The sequence below is a fragment of the Paracoccus sulfuroxidans genome (assembly GCF_007830335.1).
Classification (GTDB): domain Bacteria; phylum Pseudomonadota; class Alphaproteobacteria; order Rhodobacterales; family Rhodobacteraceae; genus Paracoccus; species Paracoccus sulfuroxidans.
The window spans coordinates 360,262-385,498 of the sequence record NZ_VLKU01000002.1 but is presented as its reverse complement, the minus strand read 5'-3'; the positions used below and the strand labels follow the sequence as shown (position 1 = coordinate 385,498).

At 64.0% G+C, this 25,237-nt stretch carries 28 protein-coding genes; 19 read left to right on the top strand and 9 right to left on the bottom strand.

Annotation, left to right across the window (positions count from 1 at the left end):
* From IQ24_RS04420 to cysE, 10 genes are all read left to right on the top strand, one after another.
* The gene (locus IQ24_RS04420; protein ID WP_145396586.1) at nucleotides 1-414 is read left to right on the top strand and encodes a phage major tail protein, TP901-1 family; all 414 of its coding nucleotides are present in this window, start codon (nucleotides 1-3) and stop codon (nucleotides 412-414) included.
* 9 nt (nucleotides 415-423) lie between these two features.
* On the top strand, nucleotides 424-741 hold the full coding sequence (locus IQ24_RS04415) for a gene transfer agent family protein (protein ID WP_145396585.1): 318 nt from the start codon (nucleotides 424-426) through the stop codon (nucleotides 739-741).
* Nucleotides 738-1,076: a phage tail assembly chaperone gene (locus tag IQ24_RS20575; RefSeq protein WP_145396584.1), complete on the top strand. Its 339-nt coding sequence runs from the start codon at nucleotides 738-740 to the stop codon at nucleotides 1,074-1,076. The genes IQ24_RS04415 and IQ24_RS20575 overlap by 4 nt, the downstream gene beginning before the upstream one ends.
* Nucleotides 1,009-1,677, top strand: coding sequence for a phage tail tape measure protein (locus IQ24_RS04405; RefSeq protein ID WP_145396583.1), 669 nt, complete (start codon nucleotides 1,009-1,011; stop codon nucleotides 1,675-1,677). Before IQ24_RS20575 ends, IQ24_RS04405 begins: the two co-directional genes overlap by 68 nt.
* A 2-nt stretch (nucleotides 1,678-1,679) precedes the next feature.
* Complete coding sequence (locus IQ24_RS04400; protein WP_145396582.1) at nucleotides 1,680-2,312, top strand: DUF2460 domain-containing protein; 633 nt, start codon at nucleotides 1,680-1,682, stop codon at nucleotides 2,310-2,312.
* On the top strand, nucleotides 2,309-3,133 hold the full coding sequence (locus IQ24_RS04395; RefSeq protein WP_145396581.1) for a DUF2163 domain-containing protein: 825 nt from the start codon (nucleotides 2,309-2,311) through the stop codon (nucleotides 3,131-3,133). Before IQ24_RS04400 ends, IQ24_RS04395 begins: the two co-directional genes overlap by 4 nt.
* Nucleotides 3,130-3,555, top strand: a complete 426-nt coding sequence (locus IQ24_RS04390; RefSeq protein WP_145396580.1) for a C40 family peptidase — start codon at nucleotides 3,130-3,132, stop codon at nucleotides 3,553-3,555. Before IQ24_RS04395 ends, IQ24_RS04390 begins: the two co-directional genes overlap by 4 nt.
* A 19-nt stretch (nucleotides 3,556-3,574) precedes the next feature.
* Nucleotides 3,575-7,465: a baseplate multidomain protein megatron gene (locus IQ24_RS04385; protein ID WP_145396579.1), complete on the top strand. Its 3,891-nt coding sequence runs from the start codon at nucleotides 3,575-3,577 to the stop codon at nucleotides 7,463-7,465.
* On the top strand, nucleotides 7,458-8,171 hold the full coding sequence (locus IQ24_RS04380; protein ID WP_145396578.1) for a DUF2793 domain-containing protein: 714 nt from the start codon (nucleotides 7,458-7,460) through the stop codon (nucleotides 8,169-8,171). Before IQ24_RS04385 ends, IQ24_RS04380 begins: the two co-directional genes overlap by 8 nt.
* Before the next feature lie 69 nt (nucleotides 8,172-8,240).
* Nucleotides 8,241-9,080 (top strand): serine O-acetyltransferase, encoded by an 840-nt coding sequence (gene cysE, locus IQ24_RS04375; RefSeq protein ID WP_145396577.1) that lies wholly within the window; start codon nucleotides 8,241-8,243, stop codon nucleotides 9,078-9,080.
* A 12-nt stretch (nucleotides 9,081-9,092) separates the two neighbouring features.
* On the opposite strand, the gene IQ24_RS04370 is transcribed toward cysE, so the two are convergent.
* The gene (locus tag IQ24_RS04370) at nucleotides 9,093-10,151 is read right to left on the bottom strand and encodes a quinone-dependent dihydroorotate dehydrogenase (RefSeq protein ID WP_145396576.1); all 1,059 of its coding nucleotides are present in this window, start codon (nucleotides 10,149-10,151) and stop codon (nucleotides 9,093-9,095) included.
* Nucleotides 10,148-10,480 (bottom strand): DUF952 domain-containing protein, encoded by a 333-nt coding sequence (locus IQ24_RS04365; protein ID WP_145396575.1) that lies wholly within the window; start codon nucleotides 10,478-10,480, stop codon nucleotides 10,148-10,150. The genes IQ24_RS04370 and IQ24_RS04365 overlap by 4 nt, the downstream gene beginning before the upstream one ends.
* A 129-nt stretch (nucleotides 10,481-10,609) precedes the next feature.
* Here IQ24_RS04365 and IQ24_RS04360 point away from each other — a divergent pair, with 129 nt between their 5' ends.
* On the top strand, nucleotides 10,610-12,211 hold the full coding sequence (locus IQ24_RS04360) for a bifunctional metallophosphatase/5'-nucleotidase (protein ID WP_145396574.1): 1,602 nt from the start codon (nucleotides 10,610-10,612) through the stop codon (nucleotides 12,209-12,211).
* 33 nt (nucleotides 12,212-12,244) lie between these two features.
* On the opposite strand, the gene IQ24_RS04355 is transcribed toward IQ24_RS04360, so the two are convergent.
* Nucleotides 12,245-13,402 (bottom strand): Hint domain-containing protein, encoded by a 1,158-nt coding sequence (locus IQ24_RS04355; protein WP_145396573.1) that lies wholly within the window; start codon nucleotides 13,400-13,402, stop codon nucleotides 12,245-12,247.
* A 156-nt stretch (nucleotides 13,403-13,558) separates the two neighbouring features.
* Complete coding sequence (locus tag IQ24_RS04350) at nucleotides 13,559-13,909, bottom strand: ArsR/SmtB family transcription factor (protein WP_199756477.1); 351 nt, start codon at nucleotides 13,907-13,909, stop codon at nucleotides 13,559-13,561.
* Nucleotides 13,910-14,097: 188 nt separating this feature from the next.
* Here IQ24_RS04350 and IQ24_RS04345 point away from each other — a divergent pair, with 188 nt between their 5' ends.
* The 5 genes from IQ24_RS04345 to IQ24_RS04325 all read left to right on the top strand — a co-directional run bounded on the left by IQ24_RS04345 (nucleotide 14,098) and on the right by IQ24_RS04325 (nucleotide 16,758).
* Nucleotides 14,098-14,442 (top strand): AtpZ/AtpI family protein, encoded by a 345-nt coding sequence (locus IQ24_RS04345; RefSeq protein ID WP_145396572.1) that lies wholly within the window; start codon nucleotides 14,098-14,100, stop codon nucleotides 14,440-14,442.
* Between the two features lie 2 nt (nucleotides 14,443-14,444).
* Nucleotides 14,445-15,197, top strand: coding sequence for a F0F1 ATP synthase subunit A (locus IQ24_RS04340; protein ID WP_145396571.1), 753 nt, complete (start codon nucleotides 14,445-14,447; stop codon nucleotides 15,195-15,197).
* A 58-nt stretch (nucleotides 15,198-15,255) separates the two neighbouring features.
* On the top strand, nucleotides 15,256-15,489 hold the full coding sequence (locus IQ24_RS04335) for a F0F1 ATP synthase subunit C (RefSeq protein ID WP_145396570.1): 234 nt from the start codon (nucleotides 15,256-15,258) through the stop codon (nucleotides 15,487-15,489).
* Between the two features lie 76 nt (nucleotides 15,490-15,565).
* A complete protein-coding gene (locus IQ24_RS04330) occupies nucleotides 15,566-16,204 on the top strand; it encodes a F0F1 ATP synthase subunit B' (protein ID WP_145396569.1) in 639 nt (212 codons plus the stop codon).
* Nucleotides 16,201-16,758, top strand: coding sequence for a F0F1 ATP synthase subunit B (locus IQ24_RS04325; RefSeq protein WP_145396568.1), 558 nt, complete (start codon nucleotides 16,201-16,203; stop codon nucleotides 16,756-16,758). Before IQ24_RS04330 ends, IQ24_RS04325 begins: the two co-directional genes overlap by 4 nt.
* Nucleotides 16,759-16,924: 166 nt before the next feature.
* Here IQ24_RS04325 and IQ24_RS04320 read toward each other — a convergent pair whose 3' ends face one another.
* Entirely contained in the window at nucleotides 16,925-17,569 is a 645-nt protein-coding gene (locus IQ24_RS04320) for a YiaD family glycine zipper/OmpA-like lipoprotein (protein WP_145396566.1), read from the bottom strand.
* Nucleotides 17,570-17,722: 153 nt separating this feature from the next.
* A complete protein-coding gene (locus tag IQ24_RS04315) occupies nucleotides 17,723-18,319 on the bottom strand; it encodes a methylated-DNA--[protein]-cysteine S-methyltransferase (RefSeq protein ID WP_145396564.1) in 597 nt (198 codons plus the stop codon).
* 96 nt (nucleotides 18,320-18,415) lie between these two features.
* On the opposite strand from IQ24_RS04315, the gene nth reads away from it, so the two are divergent.
* From nth to IQ24_RS04300, 3 genes are all read left to right on the top strand, one after another.
* Entirely contained in the window at nucleotides 18,416-19,084 is a 669-nt protein-coding gene (gene nth / locus IQ24_RS04310; RefSeq protein ID WP_145396562.1) for an endonuclease III, read from the top strand.
* Entirely contained in the window at nucleotides 19,081-20,079 is a 999-nt protein-coding gene (locus tag IQ24_RS04305; protein WP_145396560.1) for an adenosine kinase, read from the top strand. The genes nth and IQ24_RS04305 overlap by 4 nt, the downstream gene beginning before the upstream one ends.
* 135 nt (nucleotides 20,080-20,214) lie before the next feature.
* On the top strand, nucleotides 20,215-20,823 hold the full coding sequence (locus IQ24_RS04300) for a hypothetical protein (RefSeq protein ID WP_145396558.1): 609 nt from the start codon (nucleotides 20,215-20,217) through the stop codon (nucleotides 20,821-20,823).
* Nucleotides 20,824-20,882: 59 nt separating this feature from the next.
* On the opposite strand, the gene IQ24_RS04295 is transcribed toward IQ24_RS04300, so the two are convergent.
* From IQ24_RS04295 to IQ24_RS04285, 3 genes are read right to left on the bottom strand one after another with little or no spacing between them, the layout of a single operon-like run.
* Entirely contained in the window at nucleotides 20,883-23,066 is a 2,184-nt protein-coding gene (locus tag IQ24_RS04295) for a 3-hydroxyacyl-CoA dehydrogenase NAD-binding domain-containing protein (RefSeq protein WP_145396556.1), read from the bottom strand.
* A gap of 11 nt (nucleotides 23,067-23,077) precedes the next feature.
* Nucleotides 23,078-24,289 (bottom strand): acetyl-CoA C-acetyltransferase, encoded by a 1,212-nt coding sequence (locus IQ24_RS04290; RefSeq protein ID WP_145396555.1) that lies wholly within the window; start codon nucleotides 24,287-24,289, stop codon nucleotides 23,078-23,080.
* Nucleotides 24,286-24,927, bottom strand: a complete 642-nt coding sequence (locus IQ24_RS04285; RefSeq protein WP_145396553.1) for a glutathione S-transferase family protein — start codon at nucleotides 24,925-24,927, stop codon at nucleotides 24,286-24,288. The genes IQ24_RS04290 and IQ24_RS04285 overlap by 4 nt, the downstream gene beginning before the upstream one ends.
* Nucleotides 24,928-25,237 lie beyond the last annotated feature (310 nt).

Here is a 25,237-nt window from a genome sequence, read left to right as displayed (position 1 = left end):
ATGGCAGTACAGAACGGGCGCGACCTTCTGGTCAAAATGGACATGAACGGCAATGGCCAGTTCGAGACGATTGCGGGCCTGCGGGCCTCGCGTCTGGGGTTCAACGCCGAGACGGTGGATGTCACCAGCCTGGAAAGTCAGGGCCGCTGGCGCGAATTGCTGGCGGGGGCGGGTGTACGCTCGGCCAGCATCTCGGGCTCGGGGGTGTTTCGCGACAGCACCACCGACGGGCGCGCGCGGCAGGTGTTCTTCGATGGTGAGGTGCCGCATTTCCAGGTGGTGATCCCCGATTTCGGCACCGTCGAGGGGCCGTTCCAGATCACCAGTCTGGAATATGCCGGAAGCTATAACGGCGAGGCGACCTACGAGATTTCCCTGGCGAGCGCCGGGGCGATCAGCTTCGTCGCGCTGTAAGGGGGCGGCATGTCCAATTCCATGCGAGGAGAGGTCGAGGTCGTCCTTGACGGTCAGCGACATGTCGCGCGCCTGACCCTGGGCGCGCTGGCCGAGTTGGAAGGCGCGCTGGGGGCGCAAAGCATGATCGCGGTGGTCGAGCGGTTCGAGGGCGGCAGCTTCTCGAGCCGCGACGTGCTGGCGGTTCTGGCAGCGGGCCTGCGGGGTGGTGGCTGGGCGGGCGAGGCCCGTGACCTGCTGGCCGTCGATATCGGCGGCGGGCCGGTCGGGGCCGCGAAAGCGGCGGCCGAATTGCTGGCGCGGGCCTTTCGCTTGGCTACGCCGTGACTGAGGCCACATCGCCTGTGCTGGACTGGCCGGGGCTGATGCGCGTGGGCATGGCACCTCAGCGCCTTGGGGGGCTGGGGCTGACGCCCGGTGATTTCTGGGCGCTGACACCGGCTGAGCTGGCGCTGATGCTGGGTGTCGATCTGGAGGGCCAGACGGGGATGACCCGCGCGCGCCTTCAGGCGCTGAGTGCGCGCTATCCCGATGTGCCTGCAGCCGCGAAGGATGCGGGTACGGAAAATATTCAGGACACAAAGGGGGACCGTCGTGGCGAACAAGGACGGATTCGATCGGCTGGAGGAGGCGGAAACCGCCGGTCTGGGCCGAAGCTTTGACGATGCAGGTCGCGTGGCGGCTGCCTTTGATGCCGAGCTGGCCCGGCTGCGCGAGTCGATGGTTTACACCGGGCGCGAGGTCGGGAACCTGACCAGCGGCATCAGCTCGGGCCTGCGCCGCGCTTTCGACGGGCTGGTGTTTGACGGGATAAAGCTGAGCGATGCGCTGAAGGGCGTGGCGCGCAGCATGGCCGACACGGCCTTTGCCATTGCCATGCGGCCCATCGAGCAAGCCTTGGCCGGGGCGGTGGCGCAGGGGGTCAGCGGCATGGTCTCGGGCGCGATGCCTTTTGCGATGGGCGGCGCGTTTTCACAGGGGCGGGTGATGCCCTTTGCCAAAGGTGGCGTCGTCAGCCAGCCCACCTATTTCCCGATGCGCGGGGCCACCGGCCTTATGGGTGAGGCGGGGCCCGAGGCCATCATGCCGCTGCGCCGAGGCGCGGACGGGCGGCTGGGGGTTGCAGGCGCAGGGGGCGGAGGCCGACCGGTCAATGTGACCTTCAATATCTCGACCCCGGATATCGGGGGCTTTCAACGCAGCCAAAGCCAGATTGCCGCCTCGCTTGGGCGGATGCTGGCGCGTGGCGAAAGGAACGGCTAGCGATGGCATTTCACGAGATCCGGTTTCCCGCAAACCTCTCTTTCGGTTCGGTCGGTGGCCCCGAGCGGCGCACCGAAATCGTCATGATGACGAATGGCCATGAAGAGCGCAGGACACCCTGGGCGCATTCCCGACGCCGCTATGATGCGGGGCTTGGGCTGCGCTCGCTGGACGATGTCGCGGGGCTGATCGCCTTTTTCGAGGCGCGGGCTGGGCAACTCCACGCCTTCCGCTGGAAAGATTGGGCGGATTACAAATCCTCGGCTCCGGCGGCGGCTCCGGGGTTTCTGGATCAGGAGATCGGGACCGGCGACGGGCAGCAGAAGGAGTTCCGGCTGCGCAAGGCCTATGCCTCGGGTCCGGCCCGCTATTGGCGCCCGATCCTGAAACCGGTCGAGGGCACGGTCCTAGCCGCGGTCGGCAGCGACCAGATGCGCGAAGGCGTCGATTTCGAGGTCGATCTGTCGACGGGCGTCTTGCGGTTCAACGCGCCGCCCGAACAGGGGGCGATGGTCTCGGCCGGGTTCGAGTTCGATGTGCCGGTGCGGTTCGATACCGACCGGATCGCGGTCTCGGTTGCGTCGTTTCAGGCGGGCGACCTGCCTCAGGTTCCGATCATCGAGGTGCGTCTATGAACACGGCAACGATTGCGCGCGCCTGGGCGGTGACGCGGAGCGATGGCGTCACGCTGGGCTTCACCGATCATGATGAGGCCATCGCCTTCGATGGTATCACATTTCGGCCCGATGCCGGTCTGACCGCGCGGGCCGTGGTGCAGGGGCTGGGGCTGTCGGTCGACAATACCGAAGCCGTTGGCCTTCTGTCCGACAGCGCCATTACCGAGATCGACCTGATGGCGGGGCGCTGGGACGCGGCGGATGTGCGGCTTTGGGACGTCGATTGGAGCGCGCCGCAAAACCGGCGTCTGGTTTTCCGCGGCCATCTGGGTGAGGTGACCCGCAACGGCGGTGCCTTCCGGGCCGAGCTGCGCGGCCTCTCGGAGCCTTTGAACCGTGCGCAGGGACGGGTTTACCACCCGCGTTGCGCGGCGGAACTGGGCGACAAGGCCTGCCGCTTTGACCTTGGTCGCGCGGGCTATTCGGTGGAAGGGACCGTGCTTGAGGTTCAGGAGGGCGCGAGGTTTCGGCTGAGCGGCATTGTCGGGCACGAAAGCCGCTGGTTCGAACGCGGCAGCCTTGTCGTGCTGTCCGGGGCAGCCGAGGGGCTGACCGCGCTGATCAAGAATGACACGGGCCTCAGCGGGGCCGGGCGAGAGGTCGAGCTATGGGCCGGGCTGGGCATCGCGCCGCAGCCGGGCGACCGGGTCAAGCTGATCGCCGGATGCGATAAGCGCGCCGAGACCTGCAGGCTGAAGTTTCTGAACTTCCCGAACTTTCGCGGCTTTCCTCACCTTCCGCCCGAGGACTGGCTGCTGGCCCCGCAGGTGGTCAAATGAGTGAACAGATTGTCAGGGCCGCGCGCGGCTGGATCGGCACGCCCTATATTCATCAGGCCTCGGTCAAGGGGGCCGGAACGGATTGCCTAGGGCTGATCCGGGGCATCTGGCGCGAGCTGATCGGACCAGAGCCTATGGCCTTGCCGGCCTATACGCCGGATTGGGGCGAGGTGGGCGGAAGCGAGCTTCTGCTTGATCGCGCAGGCCTGCTGCTGCGGGCGGCTGAGGATGAGCAGCCCGGCGACGTGCTGGTCTTCCGGATGCGCGGCGATGCGGTGGCCAAGCATATGGGCATTCTGGCCCAGACCGGCCCGGCTGCAAGTTTTGTCCATGCCTATGACCGGCATGGCGTTGTCGAGAGTCCGCTGGGCATGCCCTGGCGGACACGGATCGCGGGGAGATTCAGGTTCCCCACGCTTTAAGCGAAAAGGATAAGGCTGAATGGCGACGATACTTCTGTCGGCGGCAGGGGCTGCTCTGGGCTCGGGCTTTGGCGGCACGGTTCTGGGCTTGTCAGGGGCCGTGATCGGACGTGCGGTCGGTGCGACGCTGGGGCGCGTCATCGATCAGCGCCTGCTGGGCGGCGGATCGAAGGCGGTCGAGACGGGCCGGGTCGACCGCATGCGGATCCAGACGGCGGGTGAAGGCACAGCGATCCCGCGCATCTGGGGCCAGATGCGGGTTCCGGGGCATGTCATCTGGGCCTCGCCTCTGGTCGAGGTGAAGCGCGAGCAGGGCGGCGGCAAGGGCACCGGTCCGCGTGTCACCGAGATCGGCTATCGGCTGAGCTTTGCGTTGGCACTCTGCGAAGGGCCGATCCTTGGCGTCGGCCGGATCTGGGCCGATGGCGAAGAGGTCGCGCTCGAGGATCTGAACCTTCGCGTCTATACGGGTGGTGAAAATCAGCTGCCCGATCCCGCGATTGCCGCGCATGAGGGTGACAGCGCGCCCTCTTATCGCGGCATTGCCTATGTCGTGGCCGAGGATTTGTTGCTGGAGCGTTGGGGCAACCGCGTGCCGCAACTGTCCTTCGAGGTGACGCGCGCGGCCAAAGGGGGGCGTGGCCTCTCGCGGCAGGTCGAGGCCGTGGCGCTGATCCCCGGGACGGGCGAGTACTCGCTGGCGACGACGCCGGTCAGCTATGATCTGGGGCTGGGCGAGACGCAGGTGGTCAACCGCAATACGCCGCTGGCCGGGTCGGATTTCGCGGCCTCGATGCAGACCCTGCAGCGGGAACTGCCGCGTGTCGGCTCGGTGTCGCTCGTCGTGTCCTGGTTTGGTGACGACCTGCGCGTCGGCGAATGCACCGTGCGCCCCAAGGTCGAGGACAAGGCGCGCGACGGACGCGAGATGGCCTGGCGCTCGGGCGGGATCGGGCGCGAGGATGCCGATGAGGTCGCGCGGGTGAACGACCGCCCGATCTATGGCGGAACGCCCGCCGATGCCTCGGTGATCGAGGCGCTGCGGGCGATCTCGGCGCGCGGGCAGAAGGCGGTGTTCTATCCCTTCATCCTGATGGAGCAGCTTGCCGCGAACGGCCGTCCCGATCCCTGGAGCGATGCGCCGCATCAACCGGTCATGCCCTGGCGTGGACGGATCACCACGGCGATTGCTGCGGGCCGGACGGGCAGTTCGGCCGGGTCTGAGGCGGCAGTTCAGGAGGTTGCAAGGTTCTTCGGTACGGCCGAGGCGTCGGACTTCACGCATTCGGGCGAGACGATTACTTATGCAGGGCCGCAAGAGTGGTCCTATCGCCGTTTCATCCTGCACTATGCGCATCTGTGCAAGGCGGCGGGCGGGATTGACGCCTTCCTCATCGGATCAGAGATGGTGGGGCTGACGCAGATCCGTGGCCCGCAACACCGCTTCCCGGCGGTCGAGCAGCTGCGCAGATTGGCCGCAGATGTGCGGGCCATTCTGGGCGAGGGCGTCAAGATCGGCTACGCGTCGGACTGGTCGGAGTATTTCGGGTATCACCCGGGGAACGGAGATCTGTATTTCCATCTCGACCCGCTTTGGGCCGACGACAACATCGATTTCATCGGCATCGACAATTACATGCCGCTGTCCGATTGGCGCGATGGCGAGGATCATCTGGACGCGGCTTGGGGCCAGATCGAAAACCCGGCCTATCTGCAGGCCAATGTCGCCGGAGGCGAGGGGTATGACTGGTACTACGCCAGCGACCGTGATCGCGACGATCAGGTGCGGACCGAGATCACCGATGGCGCATATGATGAGCCCTGGGTCTGGCGCTACAAGGACATTCGCAACTGGTGGATGAACCCGCATCACAACCGGATCGACGGTGTCAGGCAGGCCAGTCCGACCGGATGGCAGCCTGCGTCCAAGCCGGTGTGGTTCACGGAAATGGGCTGCGCAGCGCTGGACCGCGCGACCAACCAGCCCAACAAGTTTCTGGATGCGATGAGTTCGGAATCGGTGCTGCCCTATTACTCGGACGGGCGCCGCGATGATGTTATTCAGGCCGCCTATGTGCGGGCGATGACCGAGTTCTGGACTGAGGCTGCGAACAACCCGGCACGTGCTGCCTTCGGGCGCATGGGGGCCGGACGGATGATCGACATGAGCAGGGCGCATGTCTGGTGCTGGGATGCGCGGCCATTCCCGATCTTTCCGGCGCGGACGGATCTGTGGTCCGACGGCCCGGCATGGGCGCGCGGGCACTGGCTGAATGGCCGCGCCGGAGCGGTGCCGCTGGCCGATCTTGTGGCCGAGGTCTGCAGGATTGCAGGTGTTCGCGCGTTCGACGTCGAGGATCTGACCGGGCTGGTGCGCGGCTTTGCCCTGAACGGGCACGAGACCGGGCGGGCGGCCTTGCAGCCTTTGATGCTGGCTTACGGTTTCGATGCCGTCGAGCGGGACGGGACGCTGCGTTTCGTCATGCGGGACGCCAGGGTCAAGGCCGAGATCACCACCGAGGATCTGGTGGCGACGGATGATCTTGATGGCGTTGAACTCGCGCGGGCGGCGGATGCGGAACTGACGGGGCGCGTGCGTTTGAGCCATGTCGAAACGGGTGGCGACTATGCCACGCGGACCGCCGAGAGCATGCTGCCGGGGACCGAGTTTCTGGCGGTCGCAGACACCGAGATGCCGCTGGCCCTGACCCGCGCCGAAGGGCAGTCGATGGCCGAGCGCTGGTTGGCCGAGGCGATTGTCGCACGCGATACAGCGCGTTTCGTCCTGCCGCCGTCGCTGAGCGATCTTGGTCCGGGCGATGTCGTTCGGTTGCAGGACGGGCAGGGGGCCGCGAAACGCTGGCGGATCGACCGGGTCGAGCATTCGGGTGCGATGCAGGTCGATGCCGTGCGGGTCGAGCCCGGCGTCTATCTGCCTGCGAAGGCCTTGGATGAACAGGTGCTGCTGCGACCGTTTTCGCCGCCCGTGCCACTGTGGTCGGTCTTTCTGGACCTGCCGCTGTTGCGAGGCGACGAGGTTCCGCATGCACCGCATCTGGCGGTCTCGGCGACTCCCTGGCCGGGCTCGGCTGCGGTCTGGGTCTCGACCGAGGCAGAGGGCGGGTATGAGCGCAATCGCATCGTGCCAGTGCCCTCTGTCATGGGGCGGACCGAGACGCCTTTGGGCGCTGCAAGGGCGGGTTGCTGGGATCGGGGACCGGCGCTGCGTGTCCGGATGAAGGGCGGTCAGCTTCGGGCGGCGAATGCGGCTGCCCTGCTGGCCGGTGCCAATCTGATGGCCATTGGCGACGGATCGGCCGAAGGGTGGGAGCTTTTTCAGTTCCAGCAGGCATCTTTGGTCGCACCGGGGGTCTGGGACATCTCGGTCCGTTTGCGGGGGCAGGCGGGAACCGACGCGCTGATGCCGCAGGTGTGGCCTGCGGGCAGCGTGGTTGTTCTGGTGGACCGGGCGGCAGTTCAGATGGATCTGCCGCCCTCGGCCCGGGGGCAGTTGCGGCATTGGCGGATCGGGCCAGGCACGCGCGGGCCAGATGACCCGAGCTATCGCCATATCGCTGCCGCGTTCAGAGGCGCAGGGCTGCGTCCGCTGTCGCCCTGCCATCTTGAGGTCGTCGAGCGCGATGTCTCGTGGGTGCGGCGTACCCGCATTCAGGGGGACGGTTGGGAGGGTCCGGACGTGCCGCTGGGCGAGGCGCAGGAGCGCTATAGCGTTCGGCTGACCCGCGCGGGCGCGATCCTGCATCAAGCCGTCGTCAACTCGCCCAACTGGACCGTGCCGGTCTCGGTCTGGAATGCCGCCGTTACCGGTGGAGATTTTGCAATCGAAGTTGCCCAACTGTCCGATGTCTACGGGGCGGGGCCATCTGTCAGGAGGACCATTCATGTCTGAGAACGCAACTGCCAACTGCGACCTGCCTTTGCTGATGCCAGCGCAGGCGCAAAAGCATGTGACGGTCAACGATGCGCTGCTGCGCGTGGATGGCCAGCTTGATCTTGTGTTGCAAAGCACGCGCCGGACGATCCCGCCGTCGGTGGTGATTGACGGGCATTGCTGGGCCGTGCCCGTCGGAGCCGTCAACGCTTGGGAGGGCCGCGATGGTCAGATCGCCATTGGCGCGAATGGAGGGTGGATCTTCGTCGCGCCTTCCTATGGACGTCGCGCCGTCATCGCCGATCAGGGCGTAACGGCGATCCATGACGGGCGCAGCTGGGTTCCTGGCGCGCTGAACATGGGCGCGCATGGCTCGGGCCTTGTTGCGATGCAGGCGTCCGAGGATCTGACGCTGGCCTCGGGCAGTTCCGTGGCATCGACGATGGTGCTGCCGACGGGGGCCATGGTGATCGGCGTGACTGCGCGCGTCCTTGAGCCGATCACGGGCGGGCTGACAAGCTGGTCCGCAGGCACGGCAGGCGCATTGAACCGCTTCGGGCAGGGGCTGGGAAAGCCGAAGGATACATGGTCACGCGGGATCCTGTCGCAGCCGATGACCTATTGGGAACCGGAGCCGATCCTGATTTCCGCCGTGGGCGGCAACTTCACGGGTGGGAAGATCAGGCTGGTCGCCCATTGGTTGGAACTGCGCATTCCGGTGTGAGTGGCCCTTTTCGCGCTGTCAGGTTTCTCCTACATAAGAGCAGGAGCAACCTGACGCGCGGGGATCATCATGAAGTTGAACGATGACATGGTCGAGGCACGCGGAGACGACCTGCCTGCGCCGCGCGAATCCATCTGGAGCCGCATTCAGCGTGAGGCGCGGGTCGCCGTCCGGAACGAGCCATTGCTGGGCGCGCTGATCCACGCGGGGCTGCTGCACCACGCGACTCTGGAAGCGGCGCTGGCCTATCGCTTTTCGCTGAAGCTGGCGTCGCGCGAAATGAGCGAGCAGATCCTGCGGGAAATCGCCGACGATGCCTTCGCGCGGGCTCCGGACCTTTCGGTGGCGGCGCGGGCCGATCTGATGGCCGTCTATGAACGCGATCCGGCGACCCATCGGCTGATGCAGCCTATCCTGTTCTTCAAGGGATTTCAGGCGCTTCAGGCCTATCGCATCGGGCATTGGCTGTGGAAAACCGGCCGGTTCGACATGGCCTATTTCGTGCAGATGCGCTGCTCGGAGGTTTTTGGCGTCGACATCCATCCGGGCGCCCGCATCGGAAACGGGATCATGATCGACCACGCGCATTCCATCGTGATCGGTGAGACCGCGGTGGTGGGCGATGACGTTTCAATGCTGCATTCGGTGACCCTGGGCGGGACCGGGAAAGAAGATGGCGACCGCCACCCCAAAATCGGCTCGGGTGTGTTGATCGGAGCCGGGGCCAAGGTTCTGGGCAATATCCGGGTCGGGAACAATTCGCGGATCGCGGCCGGATCTGTCGTGCTGAGCGACGTTCCGCCCTGCAAGACGGTTGCGGGCGTGCCTGCGCGGATCATCGGCGATGCCGGTTGCGCCGAGCCGTCGAACACGATGAACCAGCTTTTGGGGCATGAGGGCCTGTTCTGACCTCCGCTGCCCTTAAAGCCAGTCTTGCACTCCGCTGCCGGTCAGTTCGGTCAGGGTCAGGCTTTCGGCTTCAAGCCTGTGGTCGATAAAGTCCGCGATCTGGCCCGCCAGCGAAAATCCCTGATAGATCAGCGCCGAATAGATCTGGACGGCCGAGGCTCCGGCGCGGAGTTTCTGCCAAGCCTGTTCGGGTGAACTGATGCCACCGACTCCGATCAGGGGAATCGTTCCATTTGTCAGCGCGTAAAGGCGGGCCAGCATCCGGGTCGAGCGTTCAAACAGCGGTGCGCCTGAAAGTCCGCCTGCTTCGCCTGCATGGGGTGAGGCAAGGCCGTCGCGCGACAAGGTCGTGTTGGTCGCGATGACCCCGTCGATGCCAGCGGCTGAGACCACTGCGGCAAGATCCGCCAACCCCTGCTCATCAAGGTCAGGCGCGATCTTGATAAAGACGGGCGGGCGGTTGGGCAGGGCGTCGCGCGCCCGCAGAACGCCGTCCAGCAGAGCTGCCAGCGCATCCGCGCCCTGCAGATCCCGCAGCTTTTCGGTGTTGGGCGAGGATACGTTCACGGTCAGGAAGTCCGAAACGGTGCCCGCAACGGCGACAACCTTCGCGAAATCGGCGCTGCGATCACTGCTGTCCTTGTTGGCCCCAATGTTCAGGCCGACCGGAATGCCCTTGGGACGCAGCGCCATGCGCGCGGCAATTGCCTCGGCACCTTCGTTGTTGAAGCCGAAGCGATTGATGATCGCGCGGTCCTCGGACAAGCGAAACAGTCGCGGCTTGGGGTTTCCGGGCTGAGGGCGCGGAGTGGCCGCGCCGACCTCGACAAAGCCGAAGCCTGCGCGCATCAGGGCAGGCAGCGCCTTGGCGTTCTTGTCGTAGCCCGCCGCAAGACCCACCGGGTTCGGCAGGGCAAGACCGGCCAGAGTGGTTTGCAGCCGCTTCGAGGTTACTGGCGCGCCCGCCAGAGGAACGACACCGCTTTTCAGCGCCAGAAGTGACAGATCATGCGCCTTTTCCGGCGAGAAGCGATGGAGCGCCGCGACGCCCAGACGTTCGATCAGGGTCATTCCAACTCTCCGATCTCGTGTCCCTGTGGGCCAAGCGGGATCTCCCGCGACCAGAGGACATCGGCGGCCATCAGCTCCCGGTAGAGATGCGGGAAAAGGTCTCCGCCGCGCGATGGCTCCCACTTCAGGTCCGATAGCGTGTCGGTTTCAAGCGCCAGCAGCCAGAGGCCCGGCTCACCCACGAAATGGCGCGACAGCGTTTCAGCGACCTGCTTCGAGGTGGACAGATGGACATAGCCATCCGCCAGATCCACGGGCGCACCAGCGGTCCGGCCCACTTTCATGAAGGCCTCCATCTCGGGGGTGCGGAAGATTTTGTAAACCAGCATGAACGGTTCTTTGCGATGCGTCGGGGTTCCGGTCAAGCGGCTTTCATTCGGGCGAACTGCGATTGACCTCGCCAGACGCTTCGCCCAAGCTTTGCCCCGTCCGGATAACATTCTTGAATGGGGCAGAGAATGAAACGTTGGTTGCTGATTTCATCCGCTTGTGTCGCGATTTCTGCAGGTGCGGCGCAGGCCGATTACACGCTGCATGTCCTTCACATCAATGACTTTCACAGTCGAGTGGAGCCAATCAACAAGTCGGACAGCACATGTGATGCCGAGGCTGAGGCCAAGAACGAATGCTTTGGCGGCGTCGCACGTCTTGCGACCAAGATCCGTGAACTGCGTGACCAGCTGAAAGCCGATGGCCAGAATGTGATCGTGCTGGATGCGGGCGATCAGTATCAGGGTAGCCTGTTCTATACGACCTACAAGGGCAAGGACACGGTCGAGTTCATGAATGCCATCGGCTTCGATGCTATGGCGGTCGGCAATCATGAGTTCGACGACGGCCCCGAGGGGTTGGCGGTTCTGGCAAATGGGGTGAACTTCCCGGTCATCTCGGGCAACCTCGACCTGTCGCAGTCCGAGCCGCTGAAGGACAAGGTCGGCAAATCGCTGACCCTGGACGTGGGCGACCAGAAGGTCGGCATCGTTTCGGCGCTGGCGATGGACACGCCGGAGACCGCGTCTCCGGGCGACAAGGTCATCTTCATGGACGATATGGACAGCCTGAAAGCCCAGGTTCAGGAGTTGTCCGATGCCGGTGTCGACAAGATCATCGCGCTGACCCACACCGGCTATAAGCGCGATCAGGAATTCGCAGCCGAAGTCGCCGGGATCGACGCGATCATTGGCGGGCACAGCCATACGCTTCTGGGCGATATGGAGGGGGCCGAAGGGCCCTATCCGACGATGGTTGCGGCCTCGGATGGTGTCGAGGTGCCTGTGGCCACGGCCTATTCCTATGGCAAGTATCTGGGCCATCTCACGCTGACCTGGGATGACAAGGGCAAGCTGATCAAGGCGGAAGGCCAGCCGATCTTGCTGGATTCCTCGGTCGTGCCGGATGAAAAGCTGGCCGCTCGGGTCAAGGAGATGGGCGCGCCCATCGAAGAGCTGAAGCAGCGCAAGGTAGCAGAGATCAAGGCCCCGATCAGCGGAGACCGCACCGAATGCCGCGCCCGCGAATGCGAGATGGGCGTCGTCGTGACCGATGCCATGCTGGATCGGGTCAAGGATCAGGGCGTCACCATTGCCATCGAGAACGGGGGCGGGCTGCGGGCCTCGATCGACGCCGGTGAGGTGACGATGGGTGAGGTGATGACGGTTCTGCCCTTCCAGAACACCCTGTCGACCTTCCAGCTGAAAGGTGCGGATGTCGTGGCGGCGCTGGAGAACGGCGCCAGCCAATATGAGGAAGGCGCGGGACGTTTCGCGCAGGTCTCGGGGCTGAAATACACCGTCGATCCCGCCGCGCCTGCTGGCAGCCGCATCAGCGAGGTGCAGGTGCGCGAAGGTGGGAATTGGCAACCCATCGATCTGTCGAAGGTCTATGGCGTCGTCTCGAACAACTACATGCGTCTGGGTGGGGATGGTTACACCGTCTTCGAGACGAACGGCACCGACGCCTATGACTTCGGGCCGGATCTTGCGGATGTGCTGGCCGAATATCTGGCCAAGCAGGGGCCGGATTTTGCGCCCAAGCTGGATGGCCGTATCACGGTGAAGTAATTGAGGCCGGGCTATGCCCGGCCTTTTTTCATTTTAGCAGACCAGCGCCTTGCCGTTTTTTAGATGGCGCTCGGCCAGCTTGCGGCCTTCACGGCCTGCGATGAAGGGGCGTGCACCTGCAGCTTCGGCGCTGGTTGCAAGTTCAGGGAACAGGGCTGCGACCTCTTGCAGGGCGGACGCGTTGGCGCCGCCCATGACCTGCGGGCCCAGAAACAGCGTCTCTGACCAGGAGCCATTGGCCCGGATCAACTCATGCCGGTCCAGAAGGATGTGGAAATAGCTCACGCCTTCGGCTGGGCATACCGTCTCGATCCCGGGCACCCCGGTCAGGTGCTTCGCGGCGACCAGCACTTCCTCTGCCCCGAACATCCGACGCGCGATCACCGAACGGATCAGCACGCGATGCTGCGGCGAGACCAGCAGATCCTGTTGCGGCATGCAGCGACCAAGCGCGTCCTTTCGGATGCGGATCGGCTGCATCTTCGGCATCAGTTGAAGCCGGGCCTGCGACAGGCGCGCACCGCCGATCCAGCGGATCGGTTGCGGACCGTGATCGCGCGTGAGGACCAGATCTCCGACCGCCAGCCCCTCAATCGCACGCGGACCGGAGGCCGTCTCGATCAGCGTACCCTCGGCAAAGCAGTCGGGGGCTTGCATCGACAGATCATAACGTGTCGAGGTGTTGTTGATGCTGACCCCATGCGTGCCGCGCGCGCGATAAAGAACATCGGTGCGAAACTCAGGCCAGACGGTATTTCCAGTGCCATCCACGGTCGGTTGCGCGATGATCATGACGGTGTGCCGGTCACCAACCTCAATCGGATAGGGGTCCTTCGACAGATCCTGGATCGTCGGAAAGAAGACATGGAACCGGTTGCCGTTGGGATCTTCGAGAATGGTGGCCTGAAAATAGGACATCCGCGTCCCCGCAGGGACCACTGTGCCATTCGTGCCGAAGGTCGCGGCATTGACCAGAGACTGTCCCGTCGCAAGGCCGGGGTCATCGTAGAAGCTGGGCGTGAGGCTGCCGAAAGTGGCGTCGTCATCCTCGATCATGACGGTGCCCATTTGCGCGTTCTGGAAGCTGATGTTCGATTGGTTCAGGAATGGACGCCACTGGTTCGAACCTGTCGCAGAAGGGTTCGTATAGACCTTGGTGCTGAAGGTCGCCGTCAGGATCGTATATTGCATCCAAAGCCTCGATAAACCCTGAGTGGTATCGAATCCTATGTTGCAACTCTGATGTTATTAAAAATGCTTCGATCAGAGGATTCACAGATCATCTCGGCTTGTGATGAATTTAACACATGCCGTTAATATGAATTAATAAATTGTTAAAATCCGCGATCAGTCGTCGCCATTTACAAGCGGATTGAACTCCAGATCCAGGAAGCGCTCGAACGCATCCAGATCGACGGGCTCGAACTGACCGAAGCCCTGCATCCAGACCGAGGCCGAGCGCAGACCGTCGGGCATCAGCTTGCACCAGATGATGCGACCGCGCCGCTCTTGCTGGATCAGCCCGGCCGCCGCCAGCACGGCCAGATGCTTCGAGATAGCCGCCAGGCTGATCGGGAAGGGCGCCGCGACATCGGTGACGGCCATGTCGTCTTCCAGCAGCATGCCCAGAATGGCCCGCCGCGTCGGATCGGCCAGGGCGGAGAAAATCGCGTCGAGTTGCGGCATGTTCTGGGTCATCGATCCCTTCCTTAACTCGCGGGTTGAATATTCTCCACCACTATCTGTAGGCGTTTTCGGCCTACACCCAAGGTGCGACATTTTGTCAATGTCATTATAAATCAATGTCTTGATATGCAGTTCCGGTTGCTTGACTCAGGGCCGTCAAGTGCCTATCACCGCCGCAACAAATAACGGGAGTGTGAGCCTTGGCTGACGAGCCAGAGACAGAGGCCGCGCGGGTCCGGGATGCCGAGCGCCTGAAATCTCTGGAGCACAGGCTCGCGCAGAAGATCGATGACGGACCCAAAGAGGTCGTCATGGACAAATACCACCAGGCCAATATCGCCTGGCGCATGGTCACGGAGCTGGTGGCGGGATTGGCCATCGGGTTTGGAATAGGGTTCGGGCTGGACACATTGTTCAGCACCATGCCGCTCTTTCTTGTGATCTTCGTCCTCTTGGGCCTTGTGGCCGGGGTGAAGACCATGATGCGAACGGCGAATGAAATTGGCAAGACACCGGGGCGCCCCGGAGACGACAAGGGTGAATGACGATGGCAGCAGCAGAAGAAGAGGTCGGTGGTCTGGTTTTCCACCCGATGGACCAGTTCATCGTCAAGCCGCTTTTCGGGGATGGCCCGATCAGCTGGTACACCCCGACCAACGCGATGCTGTGGATGGCGCTGTCGGCGCTGGCCGTCATTGCTCTGCTGGTCTTCGGCACCCGTGGCCGCGCCATCGTTCCCAGCCGCAGCCAGTCCATCGCTGAACTGACCTATGGCATGGTTCGCAAGATGGTCGAGGACATCACCGGCAAAGAGGGGCTGAAATACTTCCCCTATGTGATGACGCTGTTCTGCTTCATCCTGTTCGCCAACGCCCTGGCGCTGCTGCCGATGTCCTTCTCGCCCACCTCGCAGATCGCGGTGACCGCGGTTCTGGCCTTCATGGTCTTCTTCTTCGTGACCATTCTGGGCTTCGTGAAAAACGGCAGCCACTTCCTGGGCCTCTTCTGGGTCAGCTCGGCTCCGGCAGCGATGCGCCCGGTTCTGGCGATCATCGAACTGATCTCGTACTTCGTGCGTCCGGTCAGCCACTCCATTCGTCTTGCCGGCAACATCATGGCAGGCCACGCGGTGATGAAGGTCTTCGCAGCCTTCGCCGCAGTCGTTGCTCTGGCCCCCGTCTCGATCCTGGCCATCGTCGGCGTCTATGCGCTGGAAGTGCTGGTCGTGACCATTCAGGCCTATGTCTTCACCATCCTGACCTGCGTCTATCTGAAGGATGCGCTGCACCCGGGCCACTGAGCCCCGCAGACGGTCGGAACAAATTCACAACCCTTTCCAAGCCTCAAGGAGCATGAATATGGAAAATCTGGGTCAACTCGGACAGTATCTCGGCGCAGGCCTGGCTTGCATCGGTATGGCTGGTGCAGCCGTCGGTGTGGGCAACGTTGCTGGCAACTACCTGGCGGGCGCTCTGCGCAACCCGTCGGCAGCCGCTTCGCAGACCGCGACGCTGTTCATCGGCATGGCCTTCGCCGAAGCTCTGGGGATCTTCTCGTTCCTCGTCGCTCTGCTGCTGCTGTTCGCAGTCTGATCCTTTGCCATCCTTGCGGTTGGGTGGGGGCGTGACGCGCCCACCCGATTGTGAAACGACCGGCATGGGGTAGGAAATGATCAGCCTGTTGCAACAGACCGCGCCCGTCGTGGTCGAACAAACCGAAACGGTGACCATCACCGAATCCGCCGATGCGGCTGGCCATGCGGCTGATGCAGCCCATGCGGCGGCTGCCGCGCACGGTGCTGAATCCGCAGCCGGCATGCCGCAGCTGGATATCAGCACCTTCGGCAACCAGATCTTCTGGCTTCTGGTCACGCTGGCGGTGCTTTATTGGGTGCTGTCGCGCATCGCGCTTCCGCGCATTGGCGGCGTGCTCTCCGATCGTCAGGGGGCCATCACCGGCGACCTGATGGCGGCCGAGGAATTCAAGCAGAAAGCCAAGGAAGCCGAAGCAGCCTATGACAAGGCGCTTGCGGATGCCCGGGCCGAAGCGAACAAGATCGTCGCGGCCAACAAGGCCGAGATCCAGAAGGAACTGGACAAGGCCATCGCCAAGGCCGACGCCGAGATTGCCGCGCGCACCGCAGAGTCGGAAAAGCGCATCGGCGAGATCCGCACTTCGGCCGTCGAGGATGCGCGCAGCGTTGCCCGCGACGTGACCGAGGAACTGGTCCGGACCTTCGGTGGTACCTCCGATCAGGCTCTGGTCAACGAGGCTGTCGATCAGCGACTGAAGGGAGCCCTGCAATGAAGCGTCTCAGCGTTCTTTTCGCGCTTCTTGGCGCGACTCCCGCTCTGGCAGCGTCCGGTCCGTTCTTCTCGTTCCGGAACACCGATTTCGTCGTTCTGCTGGCGTTCATCGCCTTTGTTCTGGTCCTGCTGTATTTCCGGGTTCCCGGGATCATCGGCGGACTTCTGGACAAGCGCGCGGAAGGCATTCGCAATGATCTGGCCGAGGCCCGTCGCCTGCGCGAGGAAGCGCAGGAGATCTATGCGAGCTATGAGCGTCGCCAGCGCGAAGTGAAGGGCCAGGCCGACGACATCGTCGCCAATGCCAAGCGCGAAGCTACGGCGGAAGCCGAAAAGGCCAAGCGCGCGCTGGACGAGTCGATCAAGCGCCGCCTGCAGGCTGCCGAGGAACAGATCGCCAGCGCCGAGACCGGAGCGATCCGCGCCGTCCGTGACCGCGCGATTCAGGTTGCCGTTTCGGCCGCGACCGAGATCCTGGGCAAGCAGGTGTCGGGCAACGACCGCAGCGCGACCATCGACAAGGCCATCGACGAAGTGGCCACGCGCCTCAACTGATTGCGGCAGCCGGGTCTACCGGCGCCAAGAGGGACAAAGATCGAAAGACCCCCGGCCATCTGGCTCGGGGGTCTTTTTCATTTGTGCCGCCCTGTGGCGCGTGCGGGCATGAAAAAGGCGGGCACGGATTGCCCGTGCCCGCCCGCATGTCTGCTGATGCTTGGGATCAGTTCGTCGGGATGACGATGATCTCGACCCGGCGGTTCTGCGCGCGGCCCGACACGGTGTCGTTCGAGGCGATGGGCTGGGCCTGACCACGGCCGACCGTCGAGATGCGGTTGGTCGCAACACCAGCGGCGCTGAGGATGCCGGCGACCGAACGGGCGCGACGCTCGGACAGGTCCTGGTTGTAGGCGGCCGAGCCGGTGCTGTCGGTGTGACCGATGACCTGAATGCGGCTGTTCGGATATTGGTTCAGGTTGCGACCGATCGTGTAGAGATCGTTCTGGCCCTGAGCCGAGACAGCAGCGGAATCAGTGGCGAACAGGATCGATTCCGGCAGGGTGACCGTCAGGTTCTGGCCGTTGTTGACGACGGTGACATTCGGGTTGTTGATCTGCTGGCGCAGCGTCTTTTCCTGCTGGTCCAGCATCGAGCCGCCAACGGCGCCGACCAGGCCGCCCACAACCGCGCCCTTCACGGCGTTCTGCTTGCTTTCGCCCGCGCCGATCAACCCGCCAAGGACCGCACCTGCGACGGCGCCTTGCTGCGTCTTGCTCATTTGCGAGGGCTGGCCATAGGGATCGGTGGTGCAGGCCCCAAGGGCGACGATGCCAACCGATGCGGCAAGCAGTGCGATGCGTGTCTTCATGATTTTACCTCTTGTCATGGGCGCGTTCTTTGCCCGTTCCTGATTGTGCCTTGGGCGAGCGGCCCTTGCGCGGACTGATGCCGAAACGCCCGGAAGATGCCACGGGTTCCAACTCAAGGCCACTGAAAGAAGGCACAATTCCGGTGCAATTTCTCACAATGACGGGATGGCCAGCGGAGCGATGCTGGCACCCTCGCGCGTCAGGATGGCGCGCTTGATCGCAGCGCCCCAGTGATAGCCGCCCAGCGTGCCGCCCTTGCGCGTCACCCGGTGGCAGGGCACCGCCCATGAGACCGGGTTCTGCCCGACCGCCGTGCCGACGGCGCGGATGGCGTTGGGCTGGCCGATCATATGCGCGATGTCGCCATAGCTTGCGAGTTCGCCGAAGGGGATGTCCAGCAGCGCCCGCCAGACCTTCACCTGAAAGGCCGAGCCGACCAGCCGGACCCGCATCTCGCCCTGGTTCTTCAGCAAAACGCTGATGGCGGGGGCCAGTGCCTCGGGCGCCTCGACATAGCGGGCGCGGGGCCAGCGTCGGGTCAGGTCGTGGCGCACGGCCTCTTCGGACATCTCGCCCGCGAAGCCCAAGCCCCAGATCGTGCCCTCGGCACCGATGGCGATGATCGCGCCCACAGGGGTCGTGAAGCGCCCGATGCACAGCACCACATCCTCATCATCCGGCGGTGTCGAGACCACGACGACCTGCAATTCGCTTTCCGGCTGGGACGGAGAGAAGAGCGTTCGAACCATGTCACACCTCGTTTCATCGGCAAAATGCGTGGTATCGCGGCATGGTTCCCTGCCGCAGCGCTTGCGTCAACCAGTGATGCAGGGCATCAAACTGCCATGACCAAGACCCGCTCAGCCCGTTTGCCCCAGCCCTTGCCCTATGCCACGCAAATCGCGTTCTTTTCGCGCCTGCGGGAAGGGAACCCGCATCCGGTGACGGAACTCAGCTACACCAATGCCTTCACCCTGCTGGTCGCGGTGGCGCTGTCGGCGCAGGCGACGGATGTGGGGGTGAATAAGGCCACCAAGGCGCTGTTCGCCAGCGTCTCGACCCCGCAGCAGATGCTGGATCTGGGGCTTGATGGGCTGACCGAGCATATCAAGACCATTGGCCTCTTCCGACAGAAGGCCAAGAACGTCATGGCGCTGTCGCAGATTCTGGTCGACGGTTATGGCGGCGAGGTGCCGACCTCTCGCGCCGCGCTGATGACGCTGCCCGGCGTCGGGCGCAAGACCGCGAATGTGGTGCTGAATTCGCTGTTCGGCATTCCGGCGCAGGCGGTCGACACGCACATCTTCCGCTTAGGCAACCGCACCCATATCGCGCCCGGGCGTGACGTTGATCAGGTCGAGCGTGCGATCGAGGACAACGTCCCCGCCGAATTCCAGCAAAACGCCCATCACTGGCTGATCCTGCACGGACGCTATATCTGTCAGGCCAAACGCCCGCGCTGCGCCGTCTGCATCGTGGCTGACCTGTGCCCCTATGAGGAGAAGACCACATGACCACCCCCTATGTCATCGGCATTGGCAATGCGATCATGGACGTGCTGGCCCAGACCGATGACGCGGCTTTGAACCGGCTGGAGGTCCAGAAGGGCATCATGCAACTGATCGACCGCGACCGGGCCGAGTTCCTGACAGCCGCGCAATCGGCCGAGCGAAAGCCGATGCTGCTGCCGGGCGGGTCTGTCGCGAACACGCTGGCGGGCATCGGCATGCTGGGTCTCAAGACTGCCTTCATCGGCCGCGTGGCGGCCGATCCGCTGGGCCTGTCTTACGCCGAACAGACCGAAGCCGCAGGCACCGTCTTCGTGAACCCGCCCGTCGCGGGCGAGGTCGACCCGACCTCGCGCTCGATCATCTTCATCACGCCCGATGGCGAGCGGTCGATGAACACCTATCTGGGCATCTCGGCCGAACTTGGCGAGGAGGACGTGAACCCCGCCGTCTTCAGCGGTGCGGACTGGCTGTTCCTTGAGGGCTATCTGTTCGACAAGCCGAAGGGCAAGGCCGCCTTCCTGAAGGCCGCGAAAGCCTGTCACGACGCGGGCGGGCAGGCGGGCATTGCGCTCTCCGACCCCTTCTGTGTCGACCGCCACCGCGAGGATTTCCGCCGTCTGGTCGCGGGTCCGATGGATTACGTGATCGGCAACGTCCATGAGTGGACCTCGCTTTACCAGACCGAGGATCTGGAGGCCGCGCTGGCGCAGGCTCAGGCTGATTGCGGCACTGTCATCTGCACCCGCTCGGGCGAGGATGCGATCCTGATCCGCAACGGAGAGCGCGTGCTGGCCCCGGTCCACAAGATCGTGCCGGTCGATGCCACCGGCGCGGGCGATCAATTCGCGGCGGGGCTGATCTATGGGCTGGCCATCGGCGCGCCTTTGGCCGCTGCCGGTCGCATGGCCTGCATCGCGGCGGCCGAGGTGATCTCGCATGTGGGCCCGCGCCCCGAGCGCGATCTGCGCGCCGATTTCCGCGCCGAGGCGCTGGTCTGAGCGCATCTTTTCTGGGGGCTGGCTGAGTTCTGGCCCCTTTTTCGTTGGAACGATTGTGCCCTGCCACGGTTGATGCCCGACCCCAAAGGGACGGGACAGACCGGACTCGGAGGGGCAAAGGTAAAAGGTAGAATGATGAAAACAGCATTTGCAGCGATCTGCGCCATGTCTCTGGTGACCGCAGCGGCCCATGCCGCGCCCGCCGATTTCAAGGACCGCATCCCCAGCGATGTGACCGATATGAAGACGCTGGATGTCAAGGAGGACGGCGATGCGGTGCTGGCCCGCTTTGAGGGCAAGGCCGGCCGCGCCATGCTGAGCATCCTGCCCGCGCCCGGGCAGGCGAAGGGCGAAACCGGCTATGACCCGCAGGTTCCCAGCGGGCATACGGTGCCCGCGCAGCGCGTGCTGCTGACCGCCCTGCAAGAGAACCTCGAGAAGGGGACCTCGGCACTGGGCGAAAGCTATAACACTTCGACGCCGAAATTCGAGCCGGTCGAGATCAAGGACGAAAGTGGGACCAAATTCATGGACCTCAGCTGCGCCTCGGTCCTGCGTCAGCAGAGCGAGGGCGGCGAGGGGGCACTGATGCTGCTGGACCGGATCTGCGCGGCGACGAAGGCCGAGGACGCGGTTCTTCTGCGCATGACCGCCCCGGTCGAGCGTGAATATCTTGACCCGCAGAACAATGCGCAGCTGGTCTTTGCGGGTGAAGTCTATCAGCGGCTGCTGGACGAAGACTGACTGTACGCCACGCGTGAATGAAGAAAGCGGGGCAAAATGCCCCGCTTTCTTTTGTCGTGTCAGGCGGCCTTCTGGCCCTTGCCATAGCGGCCATAGAAGCTTTCGCCCTTGGCGGCCATGTCCCGCAGCAAGGCGGGCGCGGCAAAGCGGGGCCCGAATTTCTTCGCCAGCGCATCGGCAATCTCGACCGCGCGGGGCGCGCCCAGCATGTCGAGCCAGCTGAACGGTCCCCCGGTCCAGGGCGCAAAGCCCCAGCCCAGAATCGCGCCGACATCGCCTTCGCGGATGTCTTCCAGCACGCCATCCTCGAAAGCCCGCACGGCCTCCAGCGCCTGCACGAACATCAGCCGGTTCTGGATCTCGGTGAACTCGGGCTGCTCGGCGGCTTCGGGCCATTCGGTCGCCAGCCCCTCCCAGAAGCCCTGCCGCTTGCCCGAGGCGTCATAGTCATAGAACCCGGCATTGGCCTTGCGTCCCAGTCGACCCTGATCGGCCATGCGGAAGATCACCTCATCGACCGCCCCGTCGGGATAGGCATCGCCCATCGCGGCGCGGGTGGCCTTGGCGATCTTGACGCCCAGATCGATCGAGGTTTCGTCGACCAGCTGCAGCGGCCCCAGAGGCATGCCCATCTGTTTGGCGGCATTCTCGATCAGCGTCGGGCTAGTGCCCTCGGCCAGCAGACGCAGCCCCTCGTTGATATAGGGGATGATGCAGCGGTTGGCATAGAAGAAGCGCGCGTCATGGACGACGATGGGCGTCTTGCGGATCTGGCGGACGAAGTCCAGCGCCTTGGCCACGGCACGCGGGCCGGTCTGCTTGCCCTTGATGATCTCGACCAGCGCCATCTTGTCGACGGGGCTGAAGAAATGGATGCCGATGAACTCGTCCGGGCGGCTGCTCGCGTGCGCCAGATCGCTGATCGGCAGGGTCGAGGTGTTGGTGGCGAAGATCGCGTCCGGGCCGATCACGGCCTCGGCCTTCTTCGTCACCTCGGCCTTGACGCCTGGGTCTTCGAACACGGCTTCAACCACCAGATCGCAGCCTGCCAAAGCGGCGTAATCGGTCGTCGCGGTGATGCGCCCCAGAACCTCGGCCTTTTTGGCTTCGGTCGATTTCTTGCGGCTGATCGCCTTGTCCAGCAGGTCGGCGGAATGGGCCTTGCCCTTCTCGGCGGCCTCTTGCTTTGCGTCGATCAGCACGACCTCGATGCCCGCCATGGCGCTGACATAGGCGATGCCCGCGCCCATCATGCCCGCACCCAGAATGCCGACCTTCTTCACCGTCTGGTCAGGCGCTTCGGGGCGGTTCGCGCCTTTCTCCAGCGCTTCCTTGTTGATGAAAAGGCTGCGGATCATGGCCGAGGACGAGGGGTTCATCAGCACATTGGTGAACCAGCGTGCCTCGATCTTCAGCGCGGTGTCGAAGGGCACCATCGCGCCTTCATAGACCGCCGAGAGCAACGCCTTCGCCGCCGGATAGACGCCCATCGTCTTGCCATGCACCATCGCGCTGGCACCAACGAAGGTCATGAAGCCTGCCGGGTTATAGGGCTCGCCACCCGGCATCTTGTAGCCCTTGGCATCCCAGGGCTTCACCAGATCGGCGTCGGTCGCGTTTAGCACCCATTCGCGGGCCGAGGCGACGGGATCCGCGACAACCTCATCGATCAACCCGGCGGATTTCGCCTTCGCAGGCTCGTTGAGCTTGCCCTCCAGCAGGAAGCTCGAGGCCCCCAGCACGCCCAGCTTGCGCACCAGACGGGTCGTGCCGCCACCGCCGGGGAAGATGCCGACCATGATCTCGGGCAGGCCGATGCGGGCCTTGGGATTGTCAGCCGCAAAGATCCGATGCGTGGCCAGAGGCAGTTCCAGCCCGATGCCAAGCGCCGTGCCGGGCAGGGCGGCGGCAATCGGCTTGCCGCCCTTTTTCGTCTTGGGGTCCATGCCCGCAAGCTCGATCTTCCGCAGGGCGCGGTGCAGCGTCATGATGCCGTCAAAGACCGCCTGCGCGCCGCCGGTCTTCATCCCGGCGATGACATTCAGGTCCATCCCCGCGGCAAAATCCTTCTTGCCCGAGGTGATGACGACGCCCTTCACTGCCTCATCAGCCAGCGCATCGTCGATCAGCGCGTCGAGTTGGGCCGCACCGTCCAGCGACAGCACGTTCATCGATTTTCCGGGCACGTCCCAAGTGATGATGGCGACGCCGTCGGCGTCCTTCTTCATGGTGAAATCGGTCATGATCCCCTCCCTCAGACACGTTCGATGATGGTGGCCGCGCCCATGCCTGACGCGATGCACAGCGTCGCAAGGCCGACGTTCTTGTCCTGCCGCTCCAACTCATCCAGCAGGGTGCCGATGATGATGGCGCCGGTCGCGCCCAGAGGGTGGCCCATGGCGATCGAGCCGCCATTCACGTTGACCAGTCCCGGGTCGACCTGGAAGGCCTGCATGAAACGCAGGACGACCGAGGCGAAGGCCTCGTTGACCTCGAACAGGTCGATGTCGCTGATCGACATGCCGCTGTCCTTCAGGATCTTCTCGGTCACCGGCACGGGGCCGGTCAGCATGATGGTCGGATCGGTGCCGATCTTGGCGGTGGCGCGGATGCGGGCGCGGGGCTTCAGCCCATGCGCCTTGCCGAATTCGGCATTGCCGATCAGCACCGCCGCCGCCCCGTCGACGATCCCCGAGGAGTTCCCGGCGTGGTGGATGTGGTTGATCCGCTCCAGATGCGGGTATTTCAGCATCGCGACCTTGTCGAAGCCGGGCATGATCTCGCCCATCTCCTGAAAGCTGGCCTTGAGGCGGCCCAGATCCTCAAGCGAGGTGCCGGGACGCATGTATTCGTCGCGGTCAAGGATGGTCAGACCGTTCTGGTCCAGCACCGGGACGATGGATTTCGCAAAGCGGTTCTCGCTCCAGGCCAAGGCGGCGCGGTTCTGGCTTTCGACGGCAAGGGCGTCGGCCTCTTCACGCGAGAACCCGTATTCGGTCGCGATGATGTCGGCGCTGATGCCCTGCGGGACGAAATAGGTCTTGAAGGTCAGGCTGGGGTCCACGGCAATCGCCGCACCGTCGCTGCCCATGGCCACACGGCCCATCATCTCGACCCCGCCAGCGATATATGCGTTCCCCGCGCCGCCCTTGACCTGGTTGGCTGCGAGGTTCACCGCTTCCATCCCGCTGGCGCAGAAGCGGTTGATCGCGAGGCCCGGGATCGACTGGTCCAGATCGGATTCCAGCACGGCCGAGCGTGCAAGGCAGCCGCCCTGTTCCTTGACCTGGGTGACATTGCCCCAGATCACATCCTCGACGGCATGGCCCTCAAGGCCCGAGCGTTCCTTGACCGCGTTGAGAAGCCGCGCCGACAGCGCGACCGAGGTGACCTCATGCAGGCTTCCGTCAGGGCGACCCTTGCCGCGCGGCGTTCGGACGGCGTCATAGATATAGGCTTCGGTCATTTGTCCTCCTTCGGCGCCCGGTCCGAGGGATGGCCGGGCATCAGATCATAGGGGTGTTTCCAGCCGGGCAGCCCGGCGATCCGGTCAAGCCAGGCATCGATATGCGGCCAGTCGGCGCGCGCGAAGCCAAATGGCTCGGGGTAATAGAGATATCCGCAACAGGCGAAGTCGGCGATGGTCGGCACATCATCGGCCAGCCATTTGCGCCCGCTGAGCCGCGCGTCCAGCACCTTATAGGCCGCCTTCATGCGCCCCTGCAGAAAGCCAATCACCTGCTCGGGGCGTTTTTCAGGCGGGATGAAGTTCATCAGGAAGCGGGTCGTGCCAGCCTGCCCGGACATCTTGTGATTGTCCCAAAGCAGCCAGCGCATCACCTCATCCCGGTCACGCCCAAGAAACTTGCCGGTCTTCTTGGCCACATGAAGCTGGATGATCGCCGACTGGCTCAAAGTCAGCCCATCTTCACGGAACACCGGGACCTCACCCATCTCGTTGATCTCGCGAAACGCGGGAGAGCGCGCCTCTCCATTGAAGAAATCAACAAAGACGGGCGACCAGTCATAGCCTGAAAGCTCCAGCGTCAGGGCGGCCTTGTAGGCGTTGCCGCTTTCGCCAAAGCAGAAAAGTTCAGCGGTCATGCATATACTCCACGGCAAAGATCCGGGACGCCGGAGCGATGCAAGGAACCATGTGCTTCATATCGCTCGTGGCCCGGTTGGCATTTGGGTATTTGGACAACAGAGAAGCGGCTAAGAGGTTCTTAACTTCTGCCATATATCGAGACAGGGCGGTACAGGCTGGGGAGCCGATGACCGCCAGCGGAGAAGTCGCCCCGGTCGTTAGGCAAAAACCTGTCCTGCTTTCATGGCGGGGGCGGCCGGGGCGCATTCTGGCAATTTCTCCGTTGTGACAAATACCCATGTCGCGACAGTGCTGCCGCGAGCGACG